Annotated in this window: 23 protein-coding genes and 1 tRNA gene; 12 read left to right on the top strand and 12 right to left on the bottom strand. The window is 71.7% G+C overall.

The window, feature by feature from the left end; translation table 11 throughout:
- Positions 1–144 precede the first annotated feature (144 nt).
- Positions 145–927: a winged helix-turn-helix transcriptional regulator gene (locus ACZ7LE_RS22435; protein ID WP_470405455.1), complete on the top strand. Its 783-nt coding sequence runs from the start codon at positions 145–147 to the stop codon at positions 925–927.
- 10 nt (positions 928–937) lie between these two features.
- Positions 938–1,885: an alpha/beta fold hydrolase gene (locus ACZ7LE_RS22430; protein ID WP_470405454.1), complete on the top strand. Its 948-nt coding sequence runs from the start codon at positions 938–940 to the stop codon at positions 1,883–1,885.
- On the opposite strand, the gene nth is transcribed toward ACZ7LE_RS22430, so the two are convergent.
- Positions 1,886–2,671 carry an endonuclease III gene (nth, locus tag ACZ7LE_RS22425; RefSeq protein WP_470405453.1) on the bottom strand — a complete coding sequence of 262 codons (786 nt, stop codon included), beginning with the start codon at positions 2,669–2,671 and terminating at the stop codon, positions 1,886–1,888.
- A 217-nt stretch (positions 2,672–2,888) separates the two neighbouring features.
- On the opposite strand from nth, the gene ACZ7LE_RS22420 reads away from it, so the two are divergent.
- The 4 genes from ACZ7LE_RS22420 (at position 2,889) to ACZ7LE_RS22405 (ending at position 7,386) form a co-directional block, all read left to right on the top strand.
- Complete coding sequence (locus ACZ7LE_RS22420; protein ID WP_470405452.1) at positions 2,889–4,421, top strand: MmgE/PrpD family protein; 1,533 nt, start codon at positions 2,889–2,891, stop codon at positions 4,419–4,421.
- Positions 4,421–5,326 carry a methylisocitrate lyase gene (prpB, locus tag ACZ7LE_RS22415; protein WP_470405451.1) on the top strand — a complete coding sequence of 302 codons (906 nt, stop codon included), beginning with the start codon at positions 4,421–4,423 and terminating at the stop codon, positions 5,324–5,326. The genes ACZ7LE_RS22420 and prpB overlap by 1 nt, the downstream gene beginning before the upstream one ends.
- Positions 5,327–5,352: 26 nt before the next feature.
- Positions 5,353–6,468 carry a bifunctional 2-methylcitrate synthase/citrate synthase gene (locus ACZ7LE_RS22410; RefSeq protein ID WP_470405450.1) on the top strand — a complete coding sequence of 372 codons (1,116 nt, stop codon included), beginning with the start codon at positions 5,353–5,355 and terminating at the stop codon, positions 6,466–6,468.
- Positions 6,469–6,708: 240 nt separating this feature from the next.
- The gene (locus ACZ7LE_RS22405; RefSeq protein ID WP_026366137.1) at positions 6,709–7,386 is read left to right on the top strand and encodes a Crp/Fnr family transcriptional regulator; all 678 of its coding nucleotides are present in this window, start codon (positions 6,709–6,711) and stop codon (positions 7,384–7,386) included.
- Between the two features lie 58 nt (positions 7,387–7,444).
- On the opposite strand, the gene ACZ7LE_RS22400 is transcribed toward ACZ7LE_RS22405, so the two are convergent.
- Positions 7,445–8,383, bottom strand: coding sequence for a metallophosphoesterase (locus tag ACZ7LE_RS22400; protein WP_470405449.1), 939 nt, complete (start codon positions 8,381–8,383; stop codon positions 7,445–7,447).
- A 5-nt stretch (positions 8,384–8,388) separates the two neighbouring features.
- Entirely contained in the window at positions 8,389–10,794 is a 2,406-nt protein-coding gene (locus tag ACZ7LE_RS22395) for a transglycosylase domain-containing protein (protein ID WP_470405448.1), read from the bottom strand.
- A 109-nt stretch (positions 10,795–10,903) separates the two neighbouring features.
- Here ACZ7LE_RS22395 and ACZ7LE_RS22390 point away from each other — a divergent pair, with 109 nt between their 5' ends.
- From ACZ7LE_RS22390 to ACZ7LE_RS22365, 6 genes are all read left to right on the top strand, one after another.
- Positions 10,904–11,071 (top strand): DUF4177 domain-containing protein, encoded by a 168-nt coding sequence (locus tag ACZ7LE_RS22390; protein ID WP_020017885.1) that lies wholly within the window; start codon positions 10,904–10,906, stop codon positions 11,069–11,071.
- Positions 11,068–11,535 (top strand): RidA family protein, encoded by a 468-nt coding sequence (locus ACZ7LE_RS22385; RefSeq protein ID WP_470405447.1) that lies wholly within the window; start codon positions 11,068–11,070, stop codon positions 11,533–11,535. The genes ACZ7LE_RS22390 and ACZ7LE_RS22385 overlap by 4 nt, the downstream gene beginning before the upstream one ends.
- 132 nt (positions 11,536–11,667) lie before the next feature.
- Positions 11,668–11,744: transfer RNA gene (locus tag ACZ7LE_RS22380), tRNA-Pro, on the top strand.
- A gap of 117 nt (positions 11,745–11,861) precedes the next feature.
- Positions 11,862–12,209, top strand: a complete 348-nt coding sequence (locus ACZ7LE_RS22375) for a DUF4333 domain-containing protein (protein WP_470405446.1) — start codon at positions 11,862–11,864, stop codon at positions 12,207–12,209.
- A gap of 145 nt (positions 12,210–12,354) precedes the next feature.
- Complete coding sequence (locus ACZ7LE_RS22370; RefSeq protein ID WP_470405445.1) at positions 12,355–13,590, top strand: NAD(P)/FAD-dependent oxidoreductase; 1,236 nt, start codon at positions 12,355–12,357, stop codon at positions 13,588–13,590.
- 22 nt (positions 13,591–13,612) lie between these two features.
- Positions 13,613–14,992, top strand: coding sequence for a DUF4232 domain-containing protein (locus tag ACZ7LE_RS22365; RefSeq protein WP_470405444.1), 1,380 nt, complete (start codon positions 13,613–13,615; stop codon positions 14,990–14,992).
- Positions 14,993–14,996: 4 nt separating this feature from the next.
- Here the strand turns inward: ACZ7LE_RS22365 and ACZ7LE_RS22360 are convergent, their stop codons facing one another.
- The 9 genes from ACZ7LE_RS22360 to ACZ7LE_RS22320 all read right to left on the bottom strand — a co-directional run bounded on the left by ACZ7LE_RS22360 (position 14,997) and on the right by ACZ7LE_RS22320 (position 22,667).
- The gene (locus ACZ7LE_RS22360; RefSeq protein WP_470405443.1) at positions 14,997–15,554 is read right to left on the bottom strand and encodes a hypothetical protein; all 558 of its coding nucleotides are present in this window, start codon (positions 15,552–15,554) and stop codon (positions 14,997–14,999) included.
- Between the two features lie 195 nt (positions 15,555–15,749).
- Positions 15,750–16,862 carry a 3-deoxy-7-phosphoheptulonate synthase gene (locus tag ACZ7LE_RS22355; RefSeq protein ID WP_470405442.1) on the bottom strand — a complete coding sequence of 371 codons (1,113 nt, stop codon included), beginning with the start codon at positions 16,860–16,862 and terminating at the stop codon, positions 15,750–15,752.
- Positions 16,863–17,158: 296 nt separating this feature from the next.
- Positions 17,159–17,890, bottom strand: a complete 732-nt coding sequence (locus tag ACZ7LE_RS22350; RefSeq protein WP_470405441.1) for a glutamine amidotransferase — start codon at positions 17,888–17,890, stop codon at positions 17,159–17,161.
- A 31-nt stretch (positions 17,891–17,921) separates the two neighbouring features.
- Entirely contained in the window at positions 17,922–18,734 is an 813-nt protein-coding gene (locus ACZ7LE_RS22345; protein WP_470405440.1) for an ABC transporter permease, read from the bottom strand.
- A complete protein-coding gene (locus tag ACZ7LE_RS22340) occupies positions 18,731–19,714 on the bottom strand; it encodes an ABC transporter ATP-binding protein (RefSeq protein ID WP_470405439.1) in 984 nt (327 codons plus the stop codon). Before ACZ7LE_RS22340 ends, ACZ7LE_RS22345 begins: the two co-directional genes overlap by 4 nt.
- A gap of 29 nt (positions 19,715–19,743) precedes the next feature.
- Entirely contained in the window at positions 19,744–20,550 is an 807-nt protein-coding gene (locus ACZ7LE_RS22335) for a hypothetical protein (protein WP_470405438.1), read from the bottom strand.
- A gap of 10 nt (positions 20,551–20,560) precedes the next feature.
- Positions 20,561–21,352: a hypothetical protein gene (locus ACZ7LE_RS22330; protein WP_470405437.1), complete on the bottom strand. Its 792-nt coding sequence runs from the start codon at positions 21,350–21,352 to the stop codon at positions 20,561–20,563.
- Positions 21,349–22,296 (bottom strand): ATP-binding cassette domain-containing protein, encoded by a 948-nt coding sequence (locus ACZ7LE_RS22325; RefSeq protein ID WP_470405436.1) that lies wholly within the window; start codon positions 22,294–22,296, stop codon positions 21,349–21,351. The genes ACZ7LE_RS22330 and ACZ7LE_RS22325 overlap by 4 nt, the downstream gene beginning before the upstream one ends.
- On the bottom strand, positions 22,293–22,667 hold the full coding sequence (locus ACZ7LE_RS22320; RefSeq protein ID WP_470405435.1) for a GntR family transcriptional regulator: 375 nt from the start codon (positions 22,665–22,667) through the stop codon (positions 22,293–22,295). Before ACZ7LE_RS22320 ends, ACZ7LE_RS22325 begins: the two co-directional genes overlap by 4 nt.
- Between the last annotated feature and the right edge of the window lie 81 nt (positions 22,668–22,748).

Raw genomic sequence — 22,748 nt, 5'->3', positions numbered from 1 at the left:
CCAGGAAAAGGGCGTGTAACATGCACGCAACAAGCAACAGGGCAGACTTCCGCAGAGCCAGTTGGACGCGACGGGACGTCTCGCTTCAGCGAGACCCGAGCCAGGGACGGTAGCAGCACGCCGGTTCCGAGAGGAGGTGCGTCAATGGCAGAGCTGTTGATCCTCACGCCCGCCACCGGCGGGTCGGCCGAGGTACTGCCCGCACTGGGACTGCTGTCCCATCGGGTGCGGGTGCTCCCGATGGAGCCCTCGGCGCTCGTCGACGCCCCGGACGCGGACGTCGTGCTGCTGGATGCCCGCCGCGACCTCGTCGCGGCCCGCACCACCTGCCGCCTGCTGCACGCGACCGGCCTGACCGTGCCGCTGGTGCTGATCCTCACCGAGGGCGGCCTCACGGTCGTGACCCACGAGTGGGGAGCCGATGACCTCCTGCTGGAGTCCGCCTCGCCCGCCGAGGTCGAGGCCCGGCTGCGCCTGGTGGTCGAGCGCTCGGCGCGCGGCCCGGCCGAGGAGTCGCAGCAGGAGATCTCCGCCGGCGAGCTCGCGATCGACGCCGGCGGGTACACCGCCCGGCTCCGCGGCCGCCCGATCGACCTGACCTACAAGGAGTTCGAGCTCCTCAAGTACCTCGTGCAGCACCCGGGCCGCGTGTTCACGCGGGCCCAGCTGCTGCAGGAGGTCTGGGGCTACGACTACTACGGGGGCACGCGCACCGTCGACGTCCACGTCCGGCGCCTGCGCGCCAAGCTGGGCCCCGAGCACGAGCAGCTCATCGGCACCGTGCGCAACGTCGGCTACCGGTTCGACCCGCCCAAGGAGCGTCCGGTCGAGGAGGCTCCGGCGCCCTCGGCCCCGGAGGCCCCGTCCGACGCCAAGCCCGCCGACGACCAGAACGGGCGACGCGCAGACCGCGCACCGAGCGCGTAGGTTCTTGTCTGTGACCGCACTCTCGGCCAGACCGGCCGTCCGCTCGGCAGCCACCAGCGACTACACGTGCGCCCTCGTCGACGGGCCGTGGCGGCACGAGTTCGTCTCGTCGGGCGGTTCGCGCTTCCACGTGGCGACCGCGGGCCCGGAGAGCCGCTTTGCGCCCCTGGTGCTCCTGCTGCACGGCTACCCGCAGTTCTGGTGGTCCTGGCGTGCACAGATCCCCGCCCTGGCGGACGCCGGCTACCGCGTCGCGGCGATGGACGTCCGTGGTGTGGGCGGCTCGGACAAGCCGCCGTCGGGCTACGGGCTGACGGCGCGGGCCGCGGACGTCGCCGGCGTCGTCCGCTCGCTCGGGCGGGAGAACGCGGTGGTCGTGGGGCACGGTACGGGCGGCACGCTCGCGTGGGCGGTCGCGGCGCTCCACCCCGGCACGACGTCGGGCGTCGCGGTCCTGGCCAGCCCGCACCCGGCCCGGGTGCGGCTGCGCAGCACCGCCGCGTTCACGCCCGCCGCGCTGCGCGAGCTGGCGTACCTCCAGGTCCCCACGCTGCCGGAGCGGGCGATGATCCAGGGTGACCTGGTGCGGCGCACCCTCGACCTGGGCGCGGCCGCCCCGCTGCCCGACGATGTCGTGGACCGGTACCGGGCCGTCATGCGCATCCCGTTCGCCGCCCACTCGGCCGCCGAGGCGCTGCGCTGGGTGGTCCGCTCGACGCCCCGGATGGACGGGCGCCGGTTCGGCGCCGCGCTGCGCCGTCCGCTGGACGTGCCCGCGCTGCAGCTCCAGGGCGCCCGGGACGGGTTCCTGCGGCACGAGCGCGCCGACGTGGACGCCATCGCGGTGGCGTCCGACCTGCGCTACGAGCTGCTGCCCGGGGCCGGCCACTTCCTCCCGGAGGAGGCGCCGGAGCGGGTGAACGAGATCCTGCTGGGCTGGCTCGCCCGGATCGCCTAGCTACTTCAGCGGCAGGCCTGCCAGCGGCGAGCGCTCCGGCGCGGGACGCACCAGCTTCTCCGCCTTGTCGGGGTCGGTCTCCCCCGCGCCGTACGACGGGCACAGGTGCGAGATGCTGCACGCCCCACAGGCCGGGGTGCGCGCGAGGCAGACGCGCCGGCCGTGCCACACGAGGTGGTGGCTGAGCATGGTCCAGTCCTTCTTCGGGAAGAGCTCACCCACCTCGGCCTCCACCTTGACCGGGTCCTCCTCGGTCGTCAGGCCCAGCCGCCGGGACACCCGCCCGAAGTGCGTGTCCACGGTGATGCCCGGCACGCCGAACGCGTTGCCGAGCACCACGTTCGCCGTCTTGCGCCCGACGCCGGGCAGCGTCACCAGGTCCTTCAGCCGGCCCGGGACCTCGCCGTCGAACCGCTCGACGAGCGCCTTGCCCAGGCCCATCACGGCCCTGGCCTTGGCCCGGAAGAAGCCGAGCGGGCGCAGGATCTCCTCCAGCTCCGCCGGGTTCGCCTCCGCGTAGGCCTGCGCGTCCGGATACATCACGAACAGCTCGGGCGTGGTCTGGTTGACGCGGACGTCGGTGGTCTGCGCGCTGAGCACCGTCGCGACCAGCAGCTCCAGCGGCGTCCGGAAGTCCAGCTCGGCCCGGGCGTCCGGGTAGGTCTCCCCGAGCACACGGTTGACGCGGCGCGCCCGGCGCACGAGCGCCAGCCGGCTCTCCGGCGCGGCTTCGCTCCTGGGGGCCTTGCGGGGCTGACGTTCGGGCTCGTGCTCGCTGACGGTCACGTCGCCACAGTAGCGACCCCCACTGACATCCGACCCGGATCCCCGCGAACGGGAACCTGGCGCGGGGTTGGCTCGTGTACCTAGGACGCGGAGTATGAGAAGGTCAAGGGCGCATCCGCCGTCCACCAGCCGAGCGGTCGCGACCCGATGCCCGCCCCACGGTCCGGGCAGCACCCCGGACCCCACGACGGTCCACGTGAATCGAGGAAGAGTCACCATGCCGTACACGCACCACCTACGCGTCTACCCGTCCGCCGAGCCGCTCAAGCGCACCGACCAGCTCGCCTGGAAGCTCGCGGAGCTCGCCACCGACACCGTCGAGCCCACGGCCGAGGTCACCGACATGGTGATCAACCGCGTGATCGACAACGCCTCGGTCGCCGCGGCCAGCCTGACGCGTGGCCCCGCGGTCGCCGCCCGCTCGCAGGCGCACGCGCACCCGTACTCCCCCGGCTCCACGGTCTTCGGCCTGGCCCCCGAGTCCACCAGCAGCCCCGAGTGGGCAGCGTGGGCCAACGGCGTCGCCGTCCGCGAGCTCGACTTCCACGACACCTTCCTCGCCGCCGAGTACTCGCACCCGGGCGACAACATCCCGCCGATCCTGGCCGTGGCGCAGCACGCCGGCCGCTCGGGCCGGGACCTGGTGCGCGGCATCGTGACCGGCTACGAGATCCAGGTGGACCTGGTCCGCTCGATCAGCCTGCACAAGCACAAGATCGACCACGTGGCGCACCTCGGCCCGTCGGCCGCGGCCGGTATCGGCACGCTGCTGGGGCTGGACACCGAGACGGTGTTCCAGGCGATCGGCCAGGCCCTGCACACGACGACCGCCACGCGGCAGAGCCGCAAGGGCCAGATCTCGACCTGGAAGGCGCACGCGCCGGCCTTCGCGGGCAAGCTCGCGATCGAGGCCGTGGACCGCGCCATGCGCGGCCAGACGTCCCCCGAGCCCATCTACGAGGGCGAGGACGGTGTCGTCGCGTGGCTCCTGGACGGGCCGGACGCCGCCTACGACGTGGTGCTCCCCGAGTCCGGCGAGGCCCGGACCGGCATCCTCGACACGTACACCAAGGAGCACTCCGCGGAGTACCAGGCGCAGGCGATCATCGACATGGCCCGCGCGCTGGGCAACGAGCGGCCCGAGCTGCGGGACCCCGCGAACGTCGCCTCGATCGTGCTGCACACCAGCCACCACACCCACTTCGTCATCGGCTCGGGCGCGAACGACCCGCAGAAGTACGACCCGACGGCGTCGCGCGAGACCCTGGACCACTCGGTGCCGTACATCTTCACGGTCGCGCTGCAGGACGGCGGCTGGCACCACGTGGACTCCTACGCCCCGTCGCGGGCCCAGCGCCCGGACACCGTCGAGCTCTGGCGCAAGGTCACCACCGCCGAGGACCCGGAGTGGACGCGCCGCTACCACTCGACCGACCCGGCCGAGAAGGCGTTCGGCGGCCGCGTCGAGATCACGCTCACCTCGGGCGAGGTCGTCTCGCGCGAGATCGCCGTCGCCGACGCCCACCCGCTGGGCGCCCGCCCGTTCGCCCGCGCGAACTACGTGGCCAAGTTCCGCACGCTGGCCGCGGGCATCCTGTCGGACGCCGAGATCGACCGGTTCCTCGGCCTGGCCGAGCGCCTGCCCGAGCTCACGCCCGCCGAGGTCCGCGAGCTCACGATCGTCGCGGCGCCCGGTGTGCTGGACGCCGTGCCGACCCCGACCGGGCTGTTCGAGCTGGGGAACCGCTGATGCTCTACTCGCACCTCACCGCCGCGGCCAAGCGCCGGGCCTTCCGCGAGGCCCTCGCCGGGCCGGACCTCCTGCGGCTCCCGGGCGCGTTCAACCCGTTGAGCGCCAAGCTCATCCAGGACAAGGGGTTCGACGGCGTCTACGTCTCGGGCGCCGTCCTCTCGGCCGACCTCGGCCTGCCCGACATCGGCCTGACCACGCTCACCGAGGTGGCCGGCCGGTCCGCGCAGGTCGCCCGGGTCACCGACCTGCCGGTGCTCGCCGACGCCGACACCGGGTTCGGCGAGCCCATGAACGTGGCCCGCACGGTCCAGACCATGGAGGACGCCGGCGTGGCCGGCATCCACATCGAGGACCAGGTCAACCCCAAGCGCTGCGGCCACCTCGACGGCAAGGAGGTGGTCGGGCTCGGCGACGCCGTCCGGCGCATCCGGGCCGCCGTCGACGGCCGCCGCGACCCCGACTTCCTCATCATGGCGCGCACCGACGTGCGCGGCACCGAGCCGGGCGAGCGCGGGCTGAAGCTCGCGATCGACCGCGCCAAGGCCCTGGCCGACGCCGGGGCGGACGCGATCTTCCCCGAGGCGATGAAGGACCTCGCCGAGTTCGAGGCCGTCGCGTCGGCCCTCGACGTGCCGGTGCTCGCCAACATGACCGAGTTCGGCAAGTCGGAGCTCTTCACGACCGAGCAGCTGCACGACGCCGGGGCCCGGCTCGTCATCTATCCCGTCACCCTGCTGCGCATCGCGATGGGTGCCGCGGAACGGGCGCTGGACCAGATCTCGGCGTCGGGCACGCAGGCGGACCTGGTGCCGCAGATGCAGACCCGGGCCCGGCTCTACGAGCTGACCGACTACGCGGCCTACAACCACTTCGACTCGAACGTCTTCACCTACCAGCCCTGACTTAGTCTCGACACGAAGGAGTGCGCATGACCGAGACCACGGAGATCCGCAAGGGTCTGGCCGGCGTCGTCGCCGACACGTCGGCGATCTCGAAGGTCAACCCGGAGACCAACTCGCTGCTGTACCGGGGCTACCCGGTGCAGGAGCTGGCCGCGAAGAAGTCCTTCGAGGAGGTCGCCTACCTGCTGTGGCACGGCGAGCTGCCGACGCCCGCGCAGCTCACCGAGCAGACGGCGGTCGAGCGCGTGCACCGCGAGCTGCCGGACAACATCCGGGACGCGATCCTGGAGCTGCCCACCGACTGCCACCCCATGGACGTGTGCCGCACCGCGGTGTCGATCCTGGGCGCGCACGACCCGCAGGCCGAGGACTCCTCGGTCGAGGCGGAGCTCGCCAAGGCGCTGCGGCTGTGGGCGGTCCTGCCCGCCGTCGTCGCGCTGGACCAGCGCCGCCGGCGCGGCCAGGAGCTCGTGCACCCGCGCGAGGACCTGGGCTACTCTGCCAACTTCCTGTGGATGACCTTCGGGGAGGAGGCGGAGCCTGCCGTCGTGCAGGCGTTCGAGGCCTCGATGGTGCTGTACGCCGAGCACTCGTTCAACGCGTCCACGTTCACCGCGCGCGTCATCACCTCGACGCTCGCCGACCTGCACTCGGCCGTCACGGGCGCCATCGGCGCCCTCAAGGGCCCGCTGCACGGCGGCGCGAACGAGGCCGTGCAGGCCACGTTCGAGGAGATCGGCTCGGCCGACCGGGCCGAGGCCTGGCTGGAGGACGCACTCGCGCAGAAGAAAAAGATCATGGGGTTCGGCCACCGGGTCTACAAGAACGGCGACTCGCGCGTGCCGACCATGCGCGCCGTGCTCGGCGACCTCGCCGCGCACTACGGCGACACCGAGGTGATCGACCTGTACGACACCCTCGAGAACGCCATGGTCAGCCGCAAGAACATCAAGCCGAACCTGGACTACCCCGCCGGGCCGGCGTACCACCTGATCGGGTTCGACACGAACATCTTCACGCCGCTGTTCGTGGCCTCCCGCATCACCGGGTGGACGGCGCACGTCATGGAGCAGCGGGCCGCCAACTCGCTCATCCGGCCCGTGTGCGAGTACGTGGGGCCGGAGCAGCGCGAGGTGCCCTGACGAGGTTCCCAGGACGCCCGTTCCGAACTCCCAGGTGACACCCCTAGGATTTATGGACGGGCGTCCTACTTCGTGCTGGGCAAAGCCGACATCCCGCATGAGGCGGACGATCGCGTCGGGCTGCACGCCACGCGGACGCCGCGAGAGAGACCGATGACCCGGCAATCTCGTGACATTGAGGCAGACTGAGAGGTGGAAAAGACTATGGACGAAAGTCCCCGACACGTGAGGACACCACTGGTGGACGACGAAGTCGTACTCTCTGCCCCCCTCTTCGCGGACATGGAAGGCGAGGAGACGCACGCGCTCTTCGAGTCCATGGTGCCCGTGGAGCTGGTCCGGGGTGACGTGCTCTTCCGCGAGGGCGAACCGGGCGACCGGCTCTATGTCATCGCGCAGGGCAAGATCAAGCTGGGCCGCCGGTCGAGCGACGGCCGCGAGAACCTGCTGTCGATCCTGGGCCCGGGCGAGATGTTCGGTGAGCTGTCCCTGTTCGACCCGGGCCCCCGCACCGCGTCCGCGTCCTCCGTCTCCGACTCCGTGGTCTACGAGCTGCGTCACGACTCGCTCGTGAAGTGGATCGCGGACCATCCCGGAGTCGCGACCCAGCTCCTGGGCGCCCTCGCACGCCGGCTGCGCCGTACCAACGAGACGCTCGCCGACCTCGTGTTCTCCGACGTCCCCGGCCGCGTCGCCAAGGCGCTGCTGGACCTGTCGACCCGGTTCGGCGAGCCCAACGACGACGGCATCCGCGTGGCGCACGACCTCACGCAGGAGGAGCTGGCGCAGCTCGTCGGCGCCTCGCGCGAGACCGTCAACAAGGCCCTGGCCGACTTCGCGACCCGCGGCTGGGTGCGCCGCGAGGGCCGCGCCGTGGTCCTGCTGGACCTCGACCGCCTGGAGCGCCGGGCCCGCTGAGGCCGCAACGACAGAGGCCAGGTGATCGTCCGATCACCTGGCCTCTTCGTCGTGCGGGTCAGACCGCGCGGGCCGTCAGCGTCATCAGCGTGGCCTCCGGGCGGCACGCGAAGCGCACCTGGGCGTACGGCGACGTACCGGCGCCCGCCGAGACGTGCAGCCACGTCGAGTCCTCGCCGCCCTCGCGGTCGGGCCGCGGGCCGGGCCAGCCGTGGAGGCCCGACGCCCGGCCGCGGTCCAGGTCGCAGTTGGTCACCAGGGCGCCGTAGTACGGCAGGCAGAGCTGCCCGCCGTGCGTGTGGCCCGCGATGATCGCGTCCACGCCGTCGTCCTTGAGCTGGTTCAGCACCCGCTGGTACGGGGCGTGCACGACGCCGAGGCGCAGCACGGCGTCCTCCTCACCGGGCGCGCGGCCCGGCTCCGGCATGACGTCGAGGTCGAGGTGCGGGTCGTCCATGCCGACCAGCCCGATGGTGCGCCCGTCGCGGAGCTCCACGAGCCCGCGCCGGTTGTCCAGGTCCACCCAGCCGGCGTCGGTGAACGCCTTCCGGAGCGACTCGGTGGGCAGCGGGACCTTCTCGCCGCCCTCGACGCGGGCGTCCGGGAGCAGGTACCGGGCGGGGTTCTTGAACGACGGCGCGTAGTAGTCGTTCGACCCCATGACGAACGCGCCGGGCACGTCCATGAGCTGGCCCAGGACGTCGAGCAGCGGGGCGAGCGACTGCTGGTGGCCGAAGTTGTCGCCCGTGTTGATCACCAGGTCGGGCTCGAGCGCGGCCAGCGACCGGACCCACGCCTGCTTGGTGCGCTGGCTGGGCGTCAGGTGCAGGTCGGCGACCTGCAGGATCCGGACGGGCCGCTGACCCGGGGGCAGCACCGGCACGGTCACCCGGCGCACGCGGAAGAGCTTGGTCTCCACGTGCGCGTAGGCGATTCCCGCGACGGCGATGCCCCCGACGATCCCGAGCGCCTTGCCGACGTTACCCAGCGTCCCCATGCGGATCAGTTGTCCCCGCCCGGGCCGGGTCCGCCGCCGGTGTCGCCGCCGCCAGGGCCCGCGTCGCCGCCGCCGGGGCCGGTACCGGCGTCGCCGCCACCGCCGCCGTTGTCGCCACCGGCGTCACCGCCGCCGTTGTCACCGCCGTCCGAGCCCTCGTCACCGTCATTGCTCTCCTCCGTCTTCGGCGGGGCCGGAGCCTTGCCGACGAGCGCGGGGTCAGGAGCGGGGAAGGCCGTCGCGGGCAGGTCGGCCATCGCCGTGTCCATGTACCGGCGCCACGTCGGCGCGGCGATCGTGCCGCCGTACATCGGGCCGGCCTTGGCCGAGGTGCTGTACCAGTTCATCGACGGCAGGTACACGTTCATGTGCGGCACGTTGCCGCTCGCCTCGCCCACCCAGACCGAGGTGGAGAGCTCGGGGGTGTACCCGGTGAACCAGCTCTGCATCGCGTCGTTGGTCGTACCGGTCTTGCCCGCCACCGGACGGCCGTCGGCGAGGCCGGGGGCGATGTCCCAGGCCGTACCGAACGGGCTCGTCTGGAACACCTTGGTCATGGCGTAGGCCACCGTGTTGGCGACCTCGGGCTCCAGCGTCTGCTTGCAGTCGGCCGAGGGCACATCGACCTTCTTGCCGTCGTGGTCCTTGACCTCCAGGATCGCGACCGGGTTGCAGTAGATGCCGCCCGAGGCGAACGTCGCGAAGGCGGACGCCTGGTTGACCGGCGTCGAGGCCTGCGTGCCGAGCGTCATCGACGCGAGCACGTCGATGTCCGCCTGCTGGGGGTTGTCGATCGTCCGGAAGGTCGGGGCGCCGTCGCGCGTCAGGGCCGACGTCATCGGCCGGAAGCCCACGTCCCACGCCGTCTTCTGCACGTTGCACAGGTCGAGCTGCTGCGACATCCGGGCGTAGACCGTGTTCAGGGACTGGAAGGTGCCCTGGAGCACGCTCACCGAGCCGCTGGCGGACCCGTCGACGTTCGACACGTTCCAGGGCAGGTGCGTGAAGGCGTGCACGCAGCCGTTGGCCTGGAACGCCGTCTGGTAGGCGGAGAAGGCGTTGGCGCTGACGCGGTCCTGGAGCGTGTGCCCGCTGCGCAGCCACTCCGCCAGCACGAACGGCTTGAAGTTGGAGCCCACCTGGAACCCGCGCGAGTTGCCGTGGTTGTAGTCGGCCGAGTAGTTCTGCGCCGTCGTGCGCGCCGCCGGTTCGGCCCGCGCGTCGTACGGCACGTTCTGCGCCATGGCCTTGATCTGACCGGTGCCCGGCTCGACCGACGTGACGGCCGCCTCGAGGTCGTAGGCGTTGTCGGCCGGGACCGAGTCGATGATCGTCTTCTCGGCGGCCTTCTGCATCTTGAGGTCCAGCGTGGTGACGATCCGCAGGCCGCCGCGGTACAGGAGGTCGTACCGGTCGTCCCTGGTCTCCCCGAACTCGGGGTTGGCCATGATCTCCTTGATCACGTAGTCGCAGAAGAACGCCGCGCCGCCCGCCGAGTCGCAGCCGACGTCGATGGGCTGCACGTCGAGCGTGTCCTCCAGCTTGGTCGCCATCGCCTCGTCGCGCTCGGCGGTGGAGATGTAGCCGAGCTGCCACATCTTGCCGATCACGAGGTTGCGACGCACCGACGCGTCGTCGGGGTTGGCGACCGGGTCGAACTGGCTCGGCGCCTTGGTGATACCGGCGATCGTAGCGGCCTCGACGATCGAGAGGTCCTTGGCGGACTTGTCGAAGTAGTGCTGCGAGGCCGTCTCGACGCCGTACACGCTCGTGCCGAACTGCGCGATGTTGAGGTAGCCCTGGAGGATGTCGTCCTTCGACATCTCCTTCTCCAGCGCGATCGCGAGCTTCGCCTCACGGAGCTTGCGGGTGAGCGAGTCCTCGCGGGCCTCCAGCACGCCGAAGGTGTCACCGGCGCGGTCGGCCTCCTCGATCAGCACATTCTTCACGTACTGCTGCGTCAGCGTCGACGCACCCTGGGTGTCGCCGCCGCCGAAGTTCTGCACCGCGGCGCGCGAGATACCCTCGGGGTCCACGCCGCCGTGGGTGTAGAAGCGCTCGTCCTCGATCGCGATGACGGCGTTCTTCATGTTGGCCGACACCTTGTCGAGCGGCACCACGATGCGGTTCTGCGCGTAGAACGTGGCCAGCTTCGTCTTGCCGTCGCTCGCGTAGATCTGCGACTGCTCCGACAAGGGCCCGGGCACCAGCTCGGCGGGTACCTCCTCGAACACCTCGACGCCCGTGTCGACCGCGGTGTCCATCCCGGACGCCAGCGGGATCACCAGTCCGGCCGCGATCACACCGCCGGCGCCGGCGGTGAGCACGAATGCGAGAAGAAGTCCGATGAGCTGAGCCGCGGGTATGGTCCGAGTGATCCGGCGCGGCTCGCGAGGGTTCGCCATGGCCATGCGCCCAGGTTACGGGGTGTCACTGACAGGGCACGCCGAAAACCTGCCCGGCCGGTGTGCAGGTCTCGTGCGGAATCGCCGTCACCGATCGCGGGCTAGCATCGTCGGCATGGCAACGAAGTGGGAGTACGCGACGATCCCCCTCCTCATTCACAACACCAAGGCGATCCTCGACCAATGGGGCTCGGACGGCTGGGAGCTCGTGCAGGTGGTCCCCGGACCCGACGGCACCGGTCTCGTCGCCTACCTGAAGCGCCCCACGGGCGGTGACGCATGACCCACGAGCAGCGTCTCGCCGAGCTGGGCATCAAGCTCCCCGAGGTGGCGGCCCCGGTCGCGGCCTACGTGCCGGCCGTGCAGACCGGCCGCTACGTCTACACGTCCGGCCAGCTGCCCTTCGCGGAGGGCACGCTCCAGGCCACCGGCAAGGTCGGCGAGGGCGAGGGTCTGGTCTCCCCCGAGGACGCCGCCCGCTACGCCCGCACCTGTGCGCTCAACGCGCTGGCCGCCGTCCGGTCGGTCACGGGCTCGCTCGACTCGATCTCCCGGATCGTCAAGGTGGTCGGCTTCGTCGCGAGCGACCCGTCCTTCACCGGCCAGCCCGGTGTGATCAACGGGGCCTCGAACGTGCTCGGCGAGATCTTCGGCGACGCCGGCCTGCACGCCCGCTCCGCCGTCGGCGTGGCAGTCCTCCCGCTGGACTCGCCGGTCGAGGTGGAGCTCGTGGTCGAGCTCGCGTAACGCCCGCGCAGCGGCCCGGAACGGGCGTGACCGGAGCCACTAGGGATTCGGTTTCCGTTCCGGGCCATGCGTCGGCTATTCTGAGCAGGCTTCCGCGGAAGGGCTTCGGGCCTGATGCGCGGTGGACTCCATCGGGGTGTGGCGCAGCTTGGTAGCGCGCTTCGTTCGGGACGAAGAGGTCGCAGGTTCAAATCCTGTCACCCCGACCATGTGAAAGGCCCTCTGACCAGCAGAAATGCTGCGTCGGAGGGCCTTTCTCCTTGCTGGATGCTGGGACGCGACGGGAGGCTTGTCGCACCGACGAGGCTCCCGATAGACATGGGCACGTGACAGACCAACGCCGCGCTGCCAGCGCCGTCATCGCAACCTCTCTGACCGTGATCGCCTGCTGCGCCCTGGCAGTGACCGTCAAGGTGTTCGCCGGAAGCCCCTTCGAGATCGACCAGCCCAGAGTCTTGGAGCAGAGGGCTCTGGAGCAGCACGTGGTCGACGCGGTGCAGTACGGCGCACCCAGGACCGTGACCAAGGACGACGTCACCTGCCCGGCGTCGGTCGTCGTCGAGGTGGGACGCACGTTCGAATGCGATGCCCGGGTGGTCGACGACACCACGTCGACGACGGTCACCGTCGAGATCGTGGACGAGCTGGGCAACCTGTCCGCGACTACCGACTGAGGCCCACGCCGAGACGGCCGAAGCGTCGGGTGACGAGCACCGCCGCCGTCCGGCAGCACGGGCGGGAACTGGTGCCTGCATCCAGCTCGGGTGCAAGACTGAACGCCTACCCCAAGCCCGGGAGTCCGAGCCCAGGAGGAGTCCTATGAACCCGTACGTTCTGGTCGGTGGCGGACTGACGACGGCCCGCGCGGCGGAGGCGCTGCGCACGGAGGGATACCGCGGCGATCTCGTGGTCGTCACCAGCGAGCCCCATCATCCGTACGAGCGCCCGCCGCTGAGCAAGGACTACCTGCGCGGCGAGGCGGAGCGCGACGCCGTCTTCCCGCTGGACGAGACCTGGTACCGGGAGCACGAGGTCACCGTCCGCACCAACGAGACCGTGGTCGGGCTGAACCCCGACGGGCACACGCTGACCCTGTCCGACGGCGCCACGCTCCCCTTCACCAAGCTGCTCCTCGCACCCGGGTCCACGCCGCGGCCGCTCGACGTCACCGGCACCGATCTCGCGGGCGTGCACTACCTGCGCACGATCGACGACTCCGACCGCATCTCCAGCATGCTGCTCGAGGCCTCGCTGGAGGGTGTGGGGCGGGTCGCCGTCGTCGGCGACGGCTGGATCGGGCTCGAGGTCGCGGCGTCGGCCCGGACGCTCGGGCTGGACGTCACGATCGTGGGCCGCGGGACGCATCCGCTCGGGCGCGTGCTGGGACCCGAGATGGGCGACTTCTACGCCGGCGTCCACGCCGAGCACGACGTACGCCTGCTGCGGCGGACGTCGGTCTCGGGCCTCCACGGCGCGGAGGGCCGGGTCACCGGGGTCGACCTGTCGGACGGGACGCAGATCGGCGCCGACGTCGTCGTCATCGGCGTCGGCGCGACCCCGAACATCGGGCTCGCGGAGGTCGCGGGGCTGGACCTCCGGTCCGCGTCGGAGGGCGGCGGCATCGTGGTCGACGGCACGCTCGCGACGTCGCACCCGGACATCTTCGCCGCGGGCGACGTGGCCAGCATCCCCTCGCCGCACTACGGGCGGCCGTTGCGCGTGGAGCACTGGGCCACTGCGGAGCGGACCGGCGCGCACGCCGGCCGCGCGATGCTCGGCGCCACCGAACCGTTCGACCGGCTGCCCTACTTCTACAGCGACCAGTACGACGTCGGCATGGAGTACACCGGCTGGGTGGACGTGCCCGGCGGGTACGACGACGTGGTGGTCTCCGGCGACCTGAGCGCCCGCGAGTTCGTGGCGTTCTGGCTGCTCGACGGGCAGGTCGTGGCCGGGATGGCCGTGAACGTGTGGGAAAAGATGGACGCTGTGGAGGAACTGATCAGGTCTCGGAGGAAGGTTCCGCGCGAGGAGCTGGACGCCTTCGTGGGCTGAGCTGCGGTGGGACGATCACGGGGTGCCGCCACTCCGCCGCGTCCTCCTGCTCGCCGCCGCGTCCGCGCTCGCTCTTGCCGGGTGCACGCCGTCCGCCGACGAACCGCCGGCCGAGGTCGCGGCGGCCGCTGACGCCGTCCGGGATCTCCCGGGCGTCGACGACGTCGCGATCACCCGGACCACCACCGGCCCCGAACCCGTCCAGGGCAACTTCGGGCAGCGCAAGGAGCCGGCGCCGAGCACGGTGAGCGTTGAGGTCGCCCTGGTGGGGACGCCCGATCCCCGGGCAGCGGCCGAGGCTGCCGGGGAGGCCCACCGGCTCCTGGCAGCGGCGGCGAGCGAGGTGGACGAGCACGAGAACGTCACCGTGACGTCGGAGTTCGTCGGGTCGGGCCTGACCGTCAGGACCGGGCAGGACACGACGCCCGAGGCAGTGGCCGACGCCGTCGAGGACGGTTACGGCCTGCTCGCGGCGGGGGCCACGACCGTCGATCTCGTGCCGGGTCAGGGTGGCTCGGACCCGCTCGCCGCGTCCGCGCACGTCGTGGCCCTCGCACCCGGCGACCTGGTCGGCCTCGCCCAGGCGGCCGAGACGCTGGACCGTGGGGTCGAGCTGGAGGCCCCGGGCGCCCGTTACCGGTCCACGGCACCTGTGCTCGACGTCGACGCGGTGCGGCTGCTGGTCGCCGCCTCCGGGCGGCCGGGCGTGCGGGACGCCACCTACCTCGCCGGAAAAGGGCAGCTCACGCTCCAGTCCGACGCCTCGGCCGGCGCGCAGAGCCTTGCTGACCTGCGCGGTTGGCTCGAGGCCCGGGAGTTCGCCACCGCGGACCGCCCGTTGGCCTACACGGTCCTGGACGCGGGGTACGCCGAGACGACCGGCTGGGTGTCCGGCGCGGAACCCGCCTCGCACGCGCCCCACTCCCTCGACCCGTTCGGCGGATCGACACCCTGGCCCGACGATCCGGCTGCCGCCGACTGCACGGGGCGGGACCTGGAGGTCACGTTCGGCACCGTGGACTCGGCGGCGGGCACCCGAGGCGCCTCGGTCCTGGCTCGCAACGTGTCAGGCCGGCCGTGCGCCGTCGAGAACGTGCCCGGCCTCGTCTTCGAGAACGAGGCAGGGCAGCCCCAGGAAGACGTCGCGATCCAGCCGTACGAGCCCGGCGTGGTACCCGCCCGCGTGGTGGTGCCCGACGGCGGGACCGTGCTCGCCCCGCTGCTCTGGCGCGCCATGTCGACGGCCAACGACCCGGACACCACCACGACGCTCCTGGTCACCCCGGTCCGAGGCACCGACCCGGTGCCGCTCGACACGACGACGGACGGGACATCCGCGACGGGGCTCGACGTCCTCGACGGCGCGGAGGTCCGCGTCGGGCCGTGGACGCAGAGCGGCTAGGCCCTCAGGCTTCGCACGCCTCTTGCAGTGCACGGTCGAGCCGGGCGGCCGTGGGCTCGGCCCCGCCCACGGCGATCGTTCCCCGCAGCGGCAGGGGGAGCTCACGCTCCACTCCGAGCACGCGCACGGCGAGGTCCGCGTGCTCGAACATGTACCACCCCTCAAAGGACGACAGGTCGCCCTGCGGATCGACGATCCACATCGTCGCCTCACGGTCGGGCGGGATGACCACGCGATCGGAGGTCAGCGAGCGGTCCGGCGCGCCGTCCGCCGCGTTCTTGAGATACAGGTAGTCGTCCCGAAAGTCGTCGGCCATCGGCTCGAACCGGAACACGTCCGGTTTCGTGCTGATCACCGTGACCGGCCACCGAGAACCGTTCCGCACTGACTGCACCAGCACGACGTCCTCGTCCGTACCGAACATCGCCCACAGGTCTTCGCCGGGAACGCAGTCGGGGAGGGTCGCACCGGCCCCGCTGTTGCTCCACGAACCCGGCTCCACCACTGCTGTCCGCGCCGCGATCTGCCAGGCCGCGACCCCCGCGACCAGCGCCAGCGCCACGACCGCACCCACGATCCGGACGACCCGCCGCCCGCGCGACCGCGCGCCCGGCGCGGACTCGGCCGACTCCACCCCTGCGACAGTCATGCCCGGACAGTAGGGGCAGATCGCACGGGCAGTCCATGAAAACGCCCTCAGGCGTCGCACGCCACCGGCCGGGCCACCAGGCCCGGCCGGTTCCGCGACGAGATCAGATCAGCCGCGCCGCTCGCGGACCGCCTTGGCGAGGTCACGGAGCAGGTCCTCCGTGGTGTCCCAGTCCATGCACTTGTCGGTGACGGACTGGCCGTACGTGAGCTCCGACAGCGGGCCCGGCTGCTGCGCGCCGGCCTCGATGAAGCTCTCCATCATGAGGCCCGTGATGCCGTGCTCACCGTCGGCGATGCGGTTGGCGATCTCGTGCACCACGCCCGCCTGGCGCACGTGGTCCTTGCCCGAGTTGCCGTGGCTCGCGTCGACGATCACGCCGTTCTCGACGGCGCCGCCGAGTCCGGAGGTGCGCGCCACGCGCAGGGCGGCGGCGACGTCCTCCTGCGAGTAGTTGGGGCCCGACCGCCCGCCGCGCAGGATCACGTGGCAGTCCGGGTTACCCGTCGTCTCGACGGCGGCGGCGCGGCCCTCGGCGTCCGCACCGAAGAAGGTGTGCTCGCTCGCGGCGGTGATGCAGCCGTCCACGGCGATCTGCACGTCGCCGTCGGTCGCGTTCTTGAACCCGACGGGCATCGAGAGACCCGACGCGAGCTGCCGGTGCACCTGCGACTCGACGTTGCGGGCGCCGATGGCGCCCCAGGTCACAGCGTCGGCGATGTACTGCGGGCTGGTGGGCTCCAGGAACTCGGCGCCCGCGGGCACGCCGGCGTCGAGCACCCCGAGCAGCACCTCGCGGGCCAGGCTCAGGCCGTGGCGCACGTCGTGCGACCCGTCCAGGTGCGGGTCGTTGATGAGGCCCTTCCAGCCCACCGTGGTGCGCGGCTTCTCGAAGTACACCCGCATCACCACGACGAGGTCGTCGGACAGCTCGCGCCGGAGCGCAGCGAGCCGCGTGGCGTAGTCGAGCGCGGCGACCGGGTCGTGCACCGAGCACGGGCCGACGATCGTCAGCAGCCGGTCGTCCTCACCGGTCAGCACGTCACGCACCTCACGGCGGGACGTCGTGACGAGGTCACTGCGGGCGGTGCCGAGCGGCATCGCCTCCAGCAGGCTCCGCGGGGCGGGCAGCGGGTCGAGAGCGCGGATGCGCAGGTCGGAGGTGCGGGTACCGAGGTCGGTGGTCGCCTCGGTGCTGGGTTCCGCGGGGGTGATGCTCATCGGGATCGGGGCTCCTGGTTGGCGGGGTCTGGTTCGAGGAACCGGACGGCCCGCCACCGACTCCTGGTCCGGAGCGGCCCGTCTCGGTAAAGACGAAGGGCCTGGACGCGATCGGCGTCCCAGGCCCTGGCTCCGGGTGGAAGGTTGGTCAGGCGTACGCCCGCCGAGCTCCACCAGGAGCCGACGTAAAGCGCCAATACCAACGGATGTCCACGGCCAAAACGGTAGCCCCACCCCCGGCGACTGTCTACCGGATCCCAGGATGCGGTCGATCACAGTGCTCGGGACCTGCGGAGCTACCGGGCGTACCGCTCCACGAACGCTCGCAGGACGCGCATCGGCTCGGTGACCTCCACGGCGAGGCAGCGCTCCTGGACCAGCTCCGCCTCCTCGGGCGGGAAGTAGCCGTAGTCGCGGTAGACGGCGATCCGCTGTTCGATGCCCGGGCCGTCGAGCTCGGGGTGGAACTGCGTGGCGTACAGGTTCTGCTTGATCCGGAACATCTGCACCGGGCAGCCGGCCGACGACGCGAGCAGCACCGCGTGGTCGGGCAGCTTGCGCACCGCCTCCTTGTGCCCGACGTACGCCGCGAAGGACTGCTGGAGCCCGGCCAGCAGCGGGTCGTCCGTCGCGTCCGGGGTGAGCTCGATGGTCACGGGCCCCACCGGCTCGGCGTAGGTCGCGTCGATCACCGCGCCCTGGTGCGCCCCGAGCGTGCCGACGCCGTAGCAGGCGCCCAGGAACGGGAAGTCGCGCGCCACGACCTCGTCGAGCAGCCCGGACAGCTCGGCCTCGACCCGCCGCTGCGCGGGACCCTTCAGCTCCGCGGGGTCCGAGGAGTTGAAGGGTCCCCCGCCGACGAGGACTCCCGAGTAGTCGTCCAGGTCGATCGGCGGCAGCGGCTCGCGCTCGAGGCGGACCCGGTGCAGCTGCTCGGGTTCGAGGCCTCCGTACCGGAGGAACGCCTCGTGCTCACCGTCTGCGGCGAGGTCCTCCGCACGCGTCGCGAGCAGCAGAAACGGCTTCATGACACGAGCCTAGGGGACCCCTGACCAGGGGTCACGTCCAGCGGAAGAGCTTGACGCCGAGCGGGAAGAGCACCACGGTCCAGCCGACCAGGACGAGCACCTGCGCGAGCGGGAAGCCCTCGGTGCCGAACCAGCCGACGGTGAGCCCCTGAGCCGCGGCGCCGAGCGGCAGGTAGAGGCCGATCGTCTCCATCCAGTCCGGCATGACGGACAGCGGGACCCACACGCCGGAGAACATCAGGGACGGGAAGTAGAGCAACATGCCCAGCCCGGACGCCGTCGCGCCCTTCTCGGCCCGCGCCGCGACGAGCAGCCCGAGCGAGAACATGGCGGTCGTCGACAGCACCAGGACGAGCAGCACCGTCAGCGGGTCGGCCGCGAACGGGACGCCCAGCACCAGCATGGCCCCGACCACGGCCGCGCTCGTGGACACGATGAGCGCCAGCACGTTGATCACCAGGTGCGCGCCGATCAGGTTCTGCGGCGGCATCGGGGTGGTCGAGAGCCGCTTGAGGATGCCCTTCTCGCGGAAGGTCGCGAACTGCACCGGCATGGTGGTGAGCGCAATGGTGCCCACCGCGAGCGCGATGATGGTGGGCAGGTAGCTCGTCACGCCCGGCGCCTCGTTCCAGGGCGGCGGCGCGTCGGTCATGGGCTGGGAGAAGTCGGGGATGGCCAGCCCGAGGCCGAGCAGCAGCAGGCTGGGGAAGACGAGCGCGAAGAAGACGCCCGTCGGCTCCCGCAGCCACACCTTGAGCTCGGTGGTGAACAGGGTGCCGAAGCCCCTGGCCCGGATCCCGCGCAACGCGCCCCGTGGGGCCACAGCGGTCTCGACGGCGGTCATGCCGCCACCTCCTCGTTCTCCTCTGCCCGGTACTCCCGACCGGTGACCTGCACGAACACGTCCTCCAGGGTGCGTTCGACGGTCCGCACGTCGTCGGGGACGACGTCGGCGGCCGCGAGCGCCTGCACGACGGCGAACAGCACCTTGCGGGTACCGGTCACCTCGATCTCGTCCCCGGCGGGGACGACGCCGGCGACGTCGGGGTCCCGCTCGGAGAGCGCGGTGAGCAGCCGGGCCGCACGGGCACGGGCGGCGTCGTCCGCGAACCGGAGCCGGACGCCGCGGTGGCCCTCGAGCCCTTCGATCAGGGCGGCCGGCGTGCCCTCGGCGACGACGCGGCCGGCGTCGATCACGACGAGCCGGTCGCAGAGCCGCTCGGCCTCGTCCATGAAGTGGGTGACGAGCAGCACGGTGACGCCGGAGTCGCGGACGCGTTCGACGAGGTCCCAGGTGGCGCGCCGGGCGGCGGGGTCGAGGCCGGTGGTGAGCTCGTCGAGGATGGCGACCTGGGGCCTGCCCACCAGGGCGAGCGCGATGGAGAGGCGCTGCTTCTGGCCGCCGGACAGCTTGCCGAACTGCTGGTCGCGCTGCGCGGTCAGGTCGAGCAGGTCGAGCAGCTCCGCGGAGTCCGCCCGCTGCGGGTAGAAGGAGCCGAAGACGTCGAGCGCCTCGCCGACGGTGATCTTGTCGTGCAGGGCTGCCTCCTGGAGCTGCACGCCCACGTGCTCGCGCACGGCCGTGGGGTCGGCCTGCGGGTCGTGGCCGAGGATCCGCACGGTCCCGCCGTCGGCGTGCCGCAGCCCGGCGACGCACTCGACGGTGGTGGTCTTGCCGGCGCCGTTGGGGCCGAGGATCCCGAAGATCTCGCCGCGGGCGACCTGGAAGGACACGTCGGCGACGGCGGTCTTGGGGGCGGCGCCGCGACCGGCGCCGGGATAGGCCTTTCTGAGGTGGCTGACTTCGACGACTGGGGACGTCATGGTCACTCCTTCTGGGTCGGTTCGGGGGGTCAGGCGGCGCGCACGGGGGCCGTGCGCAGCAGGACACGGAGGGCGACGGCGGCGAGGACGACGGCGAGGACGCCGCCCCCGAGGCCGATGAGCATGGTCGTGAGGCCCTCGGCCGTCGGGACCTCCGCGTGGTCGATGTCGGGCACCAGCTCGACGTTGGCGATCGCGCCCACGACGCCGGTCCGGGTCGCGAGGTCGACGAGCACCGCGGGCACCACGAGCGGGACCAGCAGGAGCGTGCCCCAACCCTTGGAGTGCGTGAACCCGATCCCCATGCCTGCCCCGACGAGGATGTAGGTGACGAGCACGAGGGACTCGGCGACGGCAGTGCCGAGCACCATGGCGGGCGAGTCGAAGGGCAGGGCACCGAGCCGCTGCCAGGTCATCCCGAGCGCGGTGCTCAGCACGCGCTCGCCCAGGAGGGCGAGCGTGGTGACGACGCCGAAGAGCGCCCCGACGACGACCGCGCCGCGGAACACCCCCTCGAAGAGGGACCGGCGGCTGCCGCCGGCGGCGACGTGCAGCGTCAGGATCGCCGACGAGGCGAGGACGCCGAGCGTGATCATGGGCCAGCGCGACGCGCCGAGCGTGGCGTCGAGCGCGCTGATCTCCAGGTCGTTGCCCGCGACGGCGTTGCCGACGGTGATCCCGACGGCGTACAGCGCGTAGATGCCCCAGAACCAGATCCCGATGACGAGACCGGAGCGGCGGAGCCTCCGGCTCGCACCGGCGACGCCGCGCAGGTGCCCGGCCCGGGCGAGGTCGGTGCGGCTCATCGTTGTCTCCTCGATGGTCGGTGTGGTCATCGTCGTCCCCTCAGAGCGGTGGCCGCAGTGGCACGGAGCGCAGCGGGACGCTGAACAGCCAGCCGGCCAGGGCGACCGCGGCCACCCCTCCCGCCAGGCCCAGCAGCACGCCGGTTCTGCCGTCGGGCAGGGTGTCGAGGCCGACGACCAGGGCCGTGACCCCGGAGTGCGTCGCCAGGTCGACGAGCGCGGCCGGGACGAGCGCCGCGAGGATGTAGGCCGTGCCCCGCACGATGCCGAGCCGGTAGTAGCCGGCGGAGACCGCGGCACCGGCCAGGTAGTACGTGGCGGCGACCAGGGCCTCGGTGACGACGGTCAGCGCGATGCCTCCGAAGCCGTCCACGGGCAGGCCGTACTCACGCGACCAGGTCAGGTCCAGCGCCCCGAACAGCGCGCGCTCGCCAGCCGTGTACAGGGCGGTGACCAGGCCGATCAGCGCGCCGCCGACGACGGCTCCGCGGACGGTGCCGGTCGTGAGCGACCGGCGGGTGCCGCCCGCCGCGACGTGCAGCCGGAGGTAGGCGGCGGGGACGATGATGCCGAGCACCATCATGAACCACCGCGACGAGCCGCCGATCTGGGCGTCGACGACGCCCTGGTCCAGGCCCGAGCCGAACCGCACGCTGCCCAGGATGACGGCCACGGCCACGACCACGAAGATCGCCCAGTACCACCCGCCGATGACGCCGACCACCCGTACGGTGACCGCTGCCGCTCGACGGGCGCCACGGCGGTCTGCCGCCCGGACCGCGGCCTCCCGGTCCGCTCCCGTCGCGACGGGGTGGGTCGTACCGGCGCTCATGGCTGCACGCTCCCCGGACCCGTCAGACGGACGAAGAGGTCCTGCACCGGCACGGCGCCCACCTCGACACCGGCGCCACGGGCCGCGGCCAGCTCGTCGGCCTCGAGGGCGCCCTCCAGCGTGATCTGCACGGTGGCGCCGAGCTGCTGGCGGTGCAGCACGCGGCGTCCGCCCGCGATCCGCTCGACGGCGTCCTTCGCGCCGGTGAGGCTGAACCCGCGAGCCCGCATCTCGTCGGCGGTCTCGGCCAGGAGCACGCGGCCGTGATCGATGACCACGACGTCCTCGAACAGCCGCTCGACCTCCTCGACCAGGTGGCTCGAGAGCAGGATGGTGCGGGGGTGCTCGGCGTAGTCGGCGAGGAGCTCGTCGTAGAACGCGTACCGCGTGGGCGCGTCCATGCCGAGGTAGACCTCGTCGAAGATCGTCAGAGGTGCTCGCGCGGCCAGGCCCAGGGTGGCACCGACCGCCGACCGCTTGCCCCGGGACAGGGCCGACGGCTTCTTGCGGACGTCGACCTCGAACAGGTCCAGCAGGCGCTCGGCCGTCTCGGCGCTCCACCCGGGCCGCATGTCGGCGTAGTAGCTGAGCGAGGTGGCGACCTTCTCCTCGGTCATCAGGTCACCGCTCTCGCGGACGAGCTGCGTGCCCGAGGTGATCCACGGGTTCTCCCACGGGTCCTCCTGCGCCCCCTCCGGCCCGACGACGACGGTGCCGCTGGTGGGACGGGTGAACGCCGCCAGCAGCGAGAGCATCGTCGTCTTGCCGGCACCGTTGCGGCCCAGCACGCCGGTGATGACGCCGGGGCGGATGGTCAGAGTGGCGCCGTCGAGCGCGGTGCTCGCCTCGTCCCGGACCATGGTGCCGTTGTCCAGCATCCTGTGGGTCCTGCCGAAGTGGACGACGACGTCGTCCAGCCGGGCTCCGAAAGGTGCGGTCGTCATGACTCCTCCGTGGTCCGCTTGCGGGCGCCGAGCACATAGGCCACGACGTCGTCGGTCGAGATCCCGAGGATGTCCGCCTGCTGCAGCGCGGGGGCCAGGACCTCCTCGAAGTAGCGCTTGCGGTGGTCCGCGAGCAGGCGCTCCCTGGCCTGCGGCGCGACGAACATTCCCAGGCCACGGCGCTTGTAGAGCACGCCCTCCTCGACCAGACCGGCGAACGCCTTCTGGGCGGTGGCCGGGTTGATGCGGAACGTCGTCGCGAACTGTGTGGTGGACATGACCTGTTCCTCCTCCTTCAGCTCACCGGCGAGTACCTGCGCGCGGATCATCTGCGCGATCTGGATGTAGATCGGCTCGGGCCCGTCGAACACCGGCTCACCCCCTCCATTGGTTCATTACTTGACTAATGAACCATAGATGCGGGGGCGGGCGCAAGCATGTCGGGGAAACTC

It is taken from the genome of Promicromonospora sp. NPDC110617 (assembly GCF_055598465.1).
This window is presented reverse-complemented; position numbering and strand designations above follow the sequence as displayed.

Coding starts and splice junctions, on each gene's coding strand:
- ACZ7LE_RS22435 (WP_470405455.1), top strand. CDS start 145: ATGGCAGAGCTGTTGATCCTCACGCCCGCCACCGGCGGGTCGGCCGAG.
- ACZ7LE_RS22420 (WP_470405452.1), top strand. CDS start 2,889: ATGCCGTACACGCACCACCTACGCGTCTACCCGTCCGCCGAGCCGCTC.
- prpB (WP_470405451.1), top strand. CDS start 4,421: ATGCTCTACTCGCACCTCACCGCCGCGGCCAAGCGCCGGGCCTTCCGC.
- ACZ7LE_RS22410 (WP_470405450.1), top strand. CDS start 5,353: ATGACCGAGACCACGGAGATCCGCAAGGGTCTGGCCGGCGTCGTCGCC.
- ACZ7LE_RS22400 (WP_470405449.1), bottom strand. CDS start 8,383: ATGGGGACGCTGGGTAACGTCGGCAAGGCGCTCGGGATCGTCGGGGGC.
- ACZ7LE_RS22395 (WP_470405448.1), bottom strand. CDS start 10,794: ATGGCCATGGCGAACCCTCGCGAGCCGCGCCGGATCACTCGGACCATA.
- ACZ7LE_RS22390 (WP_020017885.1), top strand. CDS start 10,904: ATGGCAACGAAGTGGGAGTACGCGACGATCCCCCTCCTCATTCACAAC.
- ACZ7LE_RS22385 (WP_470405447.1), top strand. CDS start 11,068: ATGACCCACGAGCAGCGTCTCGCCGAGCTGGGCATCAAGCTCCCCGAG.
- ACZ7LE_RS22370 (WP_470405445.1), top strand. CDS start 12,355: ATGAACCCGTACGTTCTGGTCGGTGGCGGACTGACGACGGCCCGCGCG.
- ACZ7LE_RS22355 (WP_470405442.1), bottom strand. CDS start 16,862: ATGAGCATCACCCCCGCGGAACCCAGCACCGAGGCGACCACCGACCTC.
- ACZ7LE_RS22350 (WP_470405441.1), bottom strand. CDS start 17,890: ATGAAGCCGTTTCTGCTGCTCGCGACGCGTGCGGAGGACCTCGCCGCA.
- ACZ7LE_RS22345 (WP_470405440.1), bottom strand. CDS start 18,734: ATGACCGCCGTCGAGACCGCTGTGGCCCCACGGGGCGCGTTGCGCGGG.
- ACZ7LE_RS22340 (WP_470405439.1), bottom strand. CDS start 19,714: ATGACGTCCCCAGTCGTCGAAGTCAGCCACCTCAGAAAGGCCTATCCC.
- ACZ7LE_RS22335 (WP_470405438.1), bottom strand. CDS start 20,550: ATGACCACACCGACCATCGAGGAGACAACGATGAGCCGCACCGACCTC.
- ACZ7LE_RS22330 (WP_470405437.1), bottom strand. CDS start 21,352: ATGAGCGCCGGTACGACCCACCCCGTCGCGACGGGAGCGGACCGGGAG.
- ACZ7LE_RS22325 (WP_470405436.1), bottom strand. CDS start 22,296: ATGACGACCGCACCTTTCGGAGCCCGGCTGGACGACGTCGTCGTCCAC.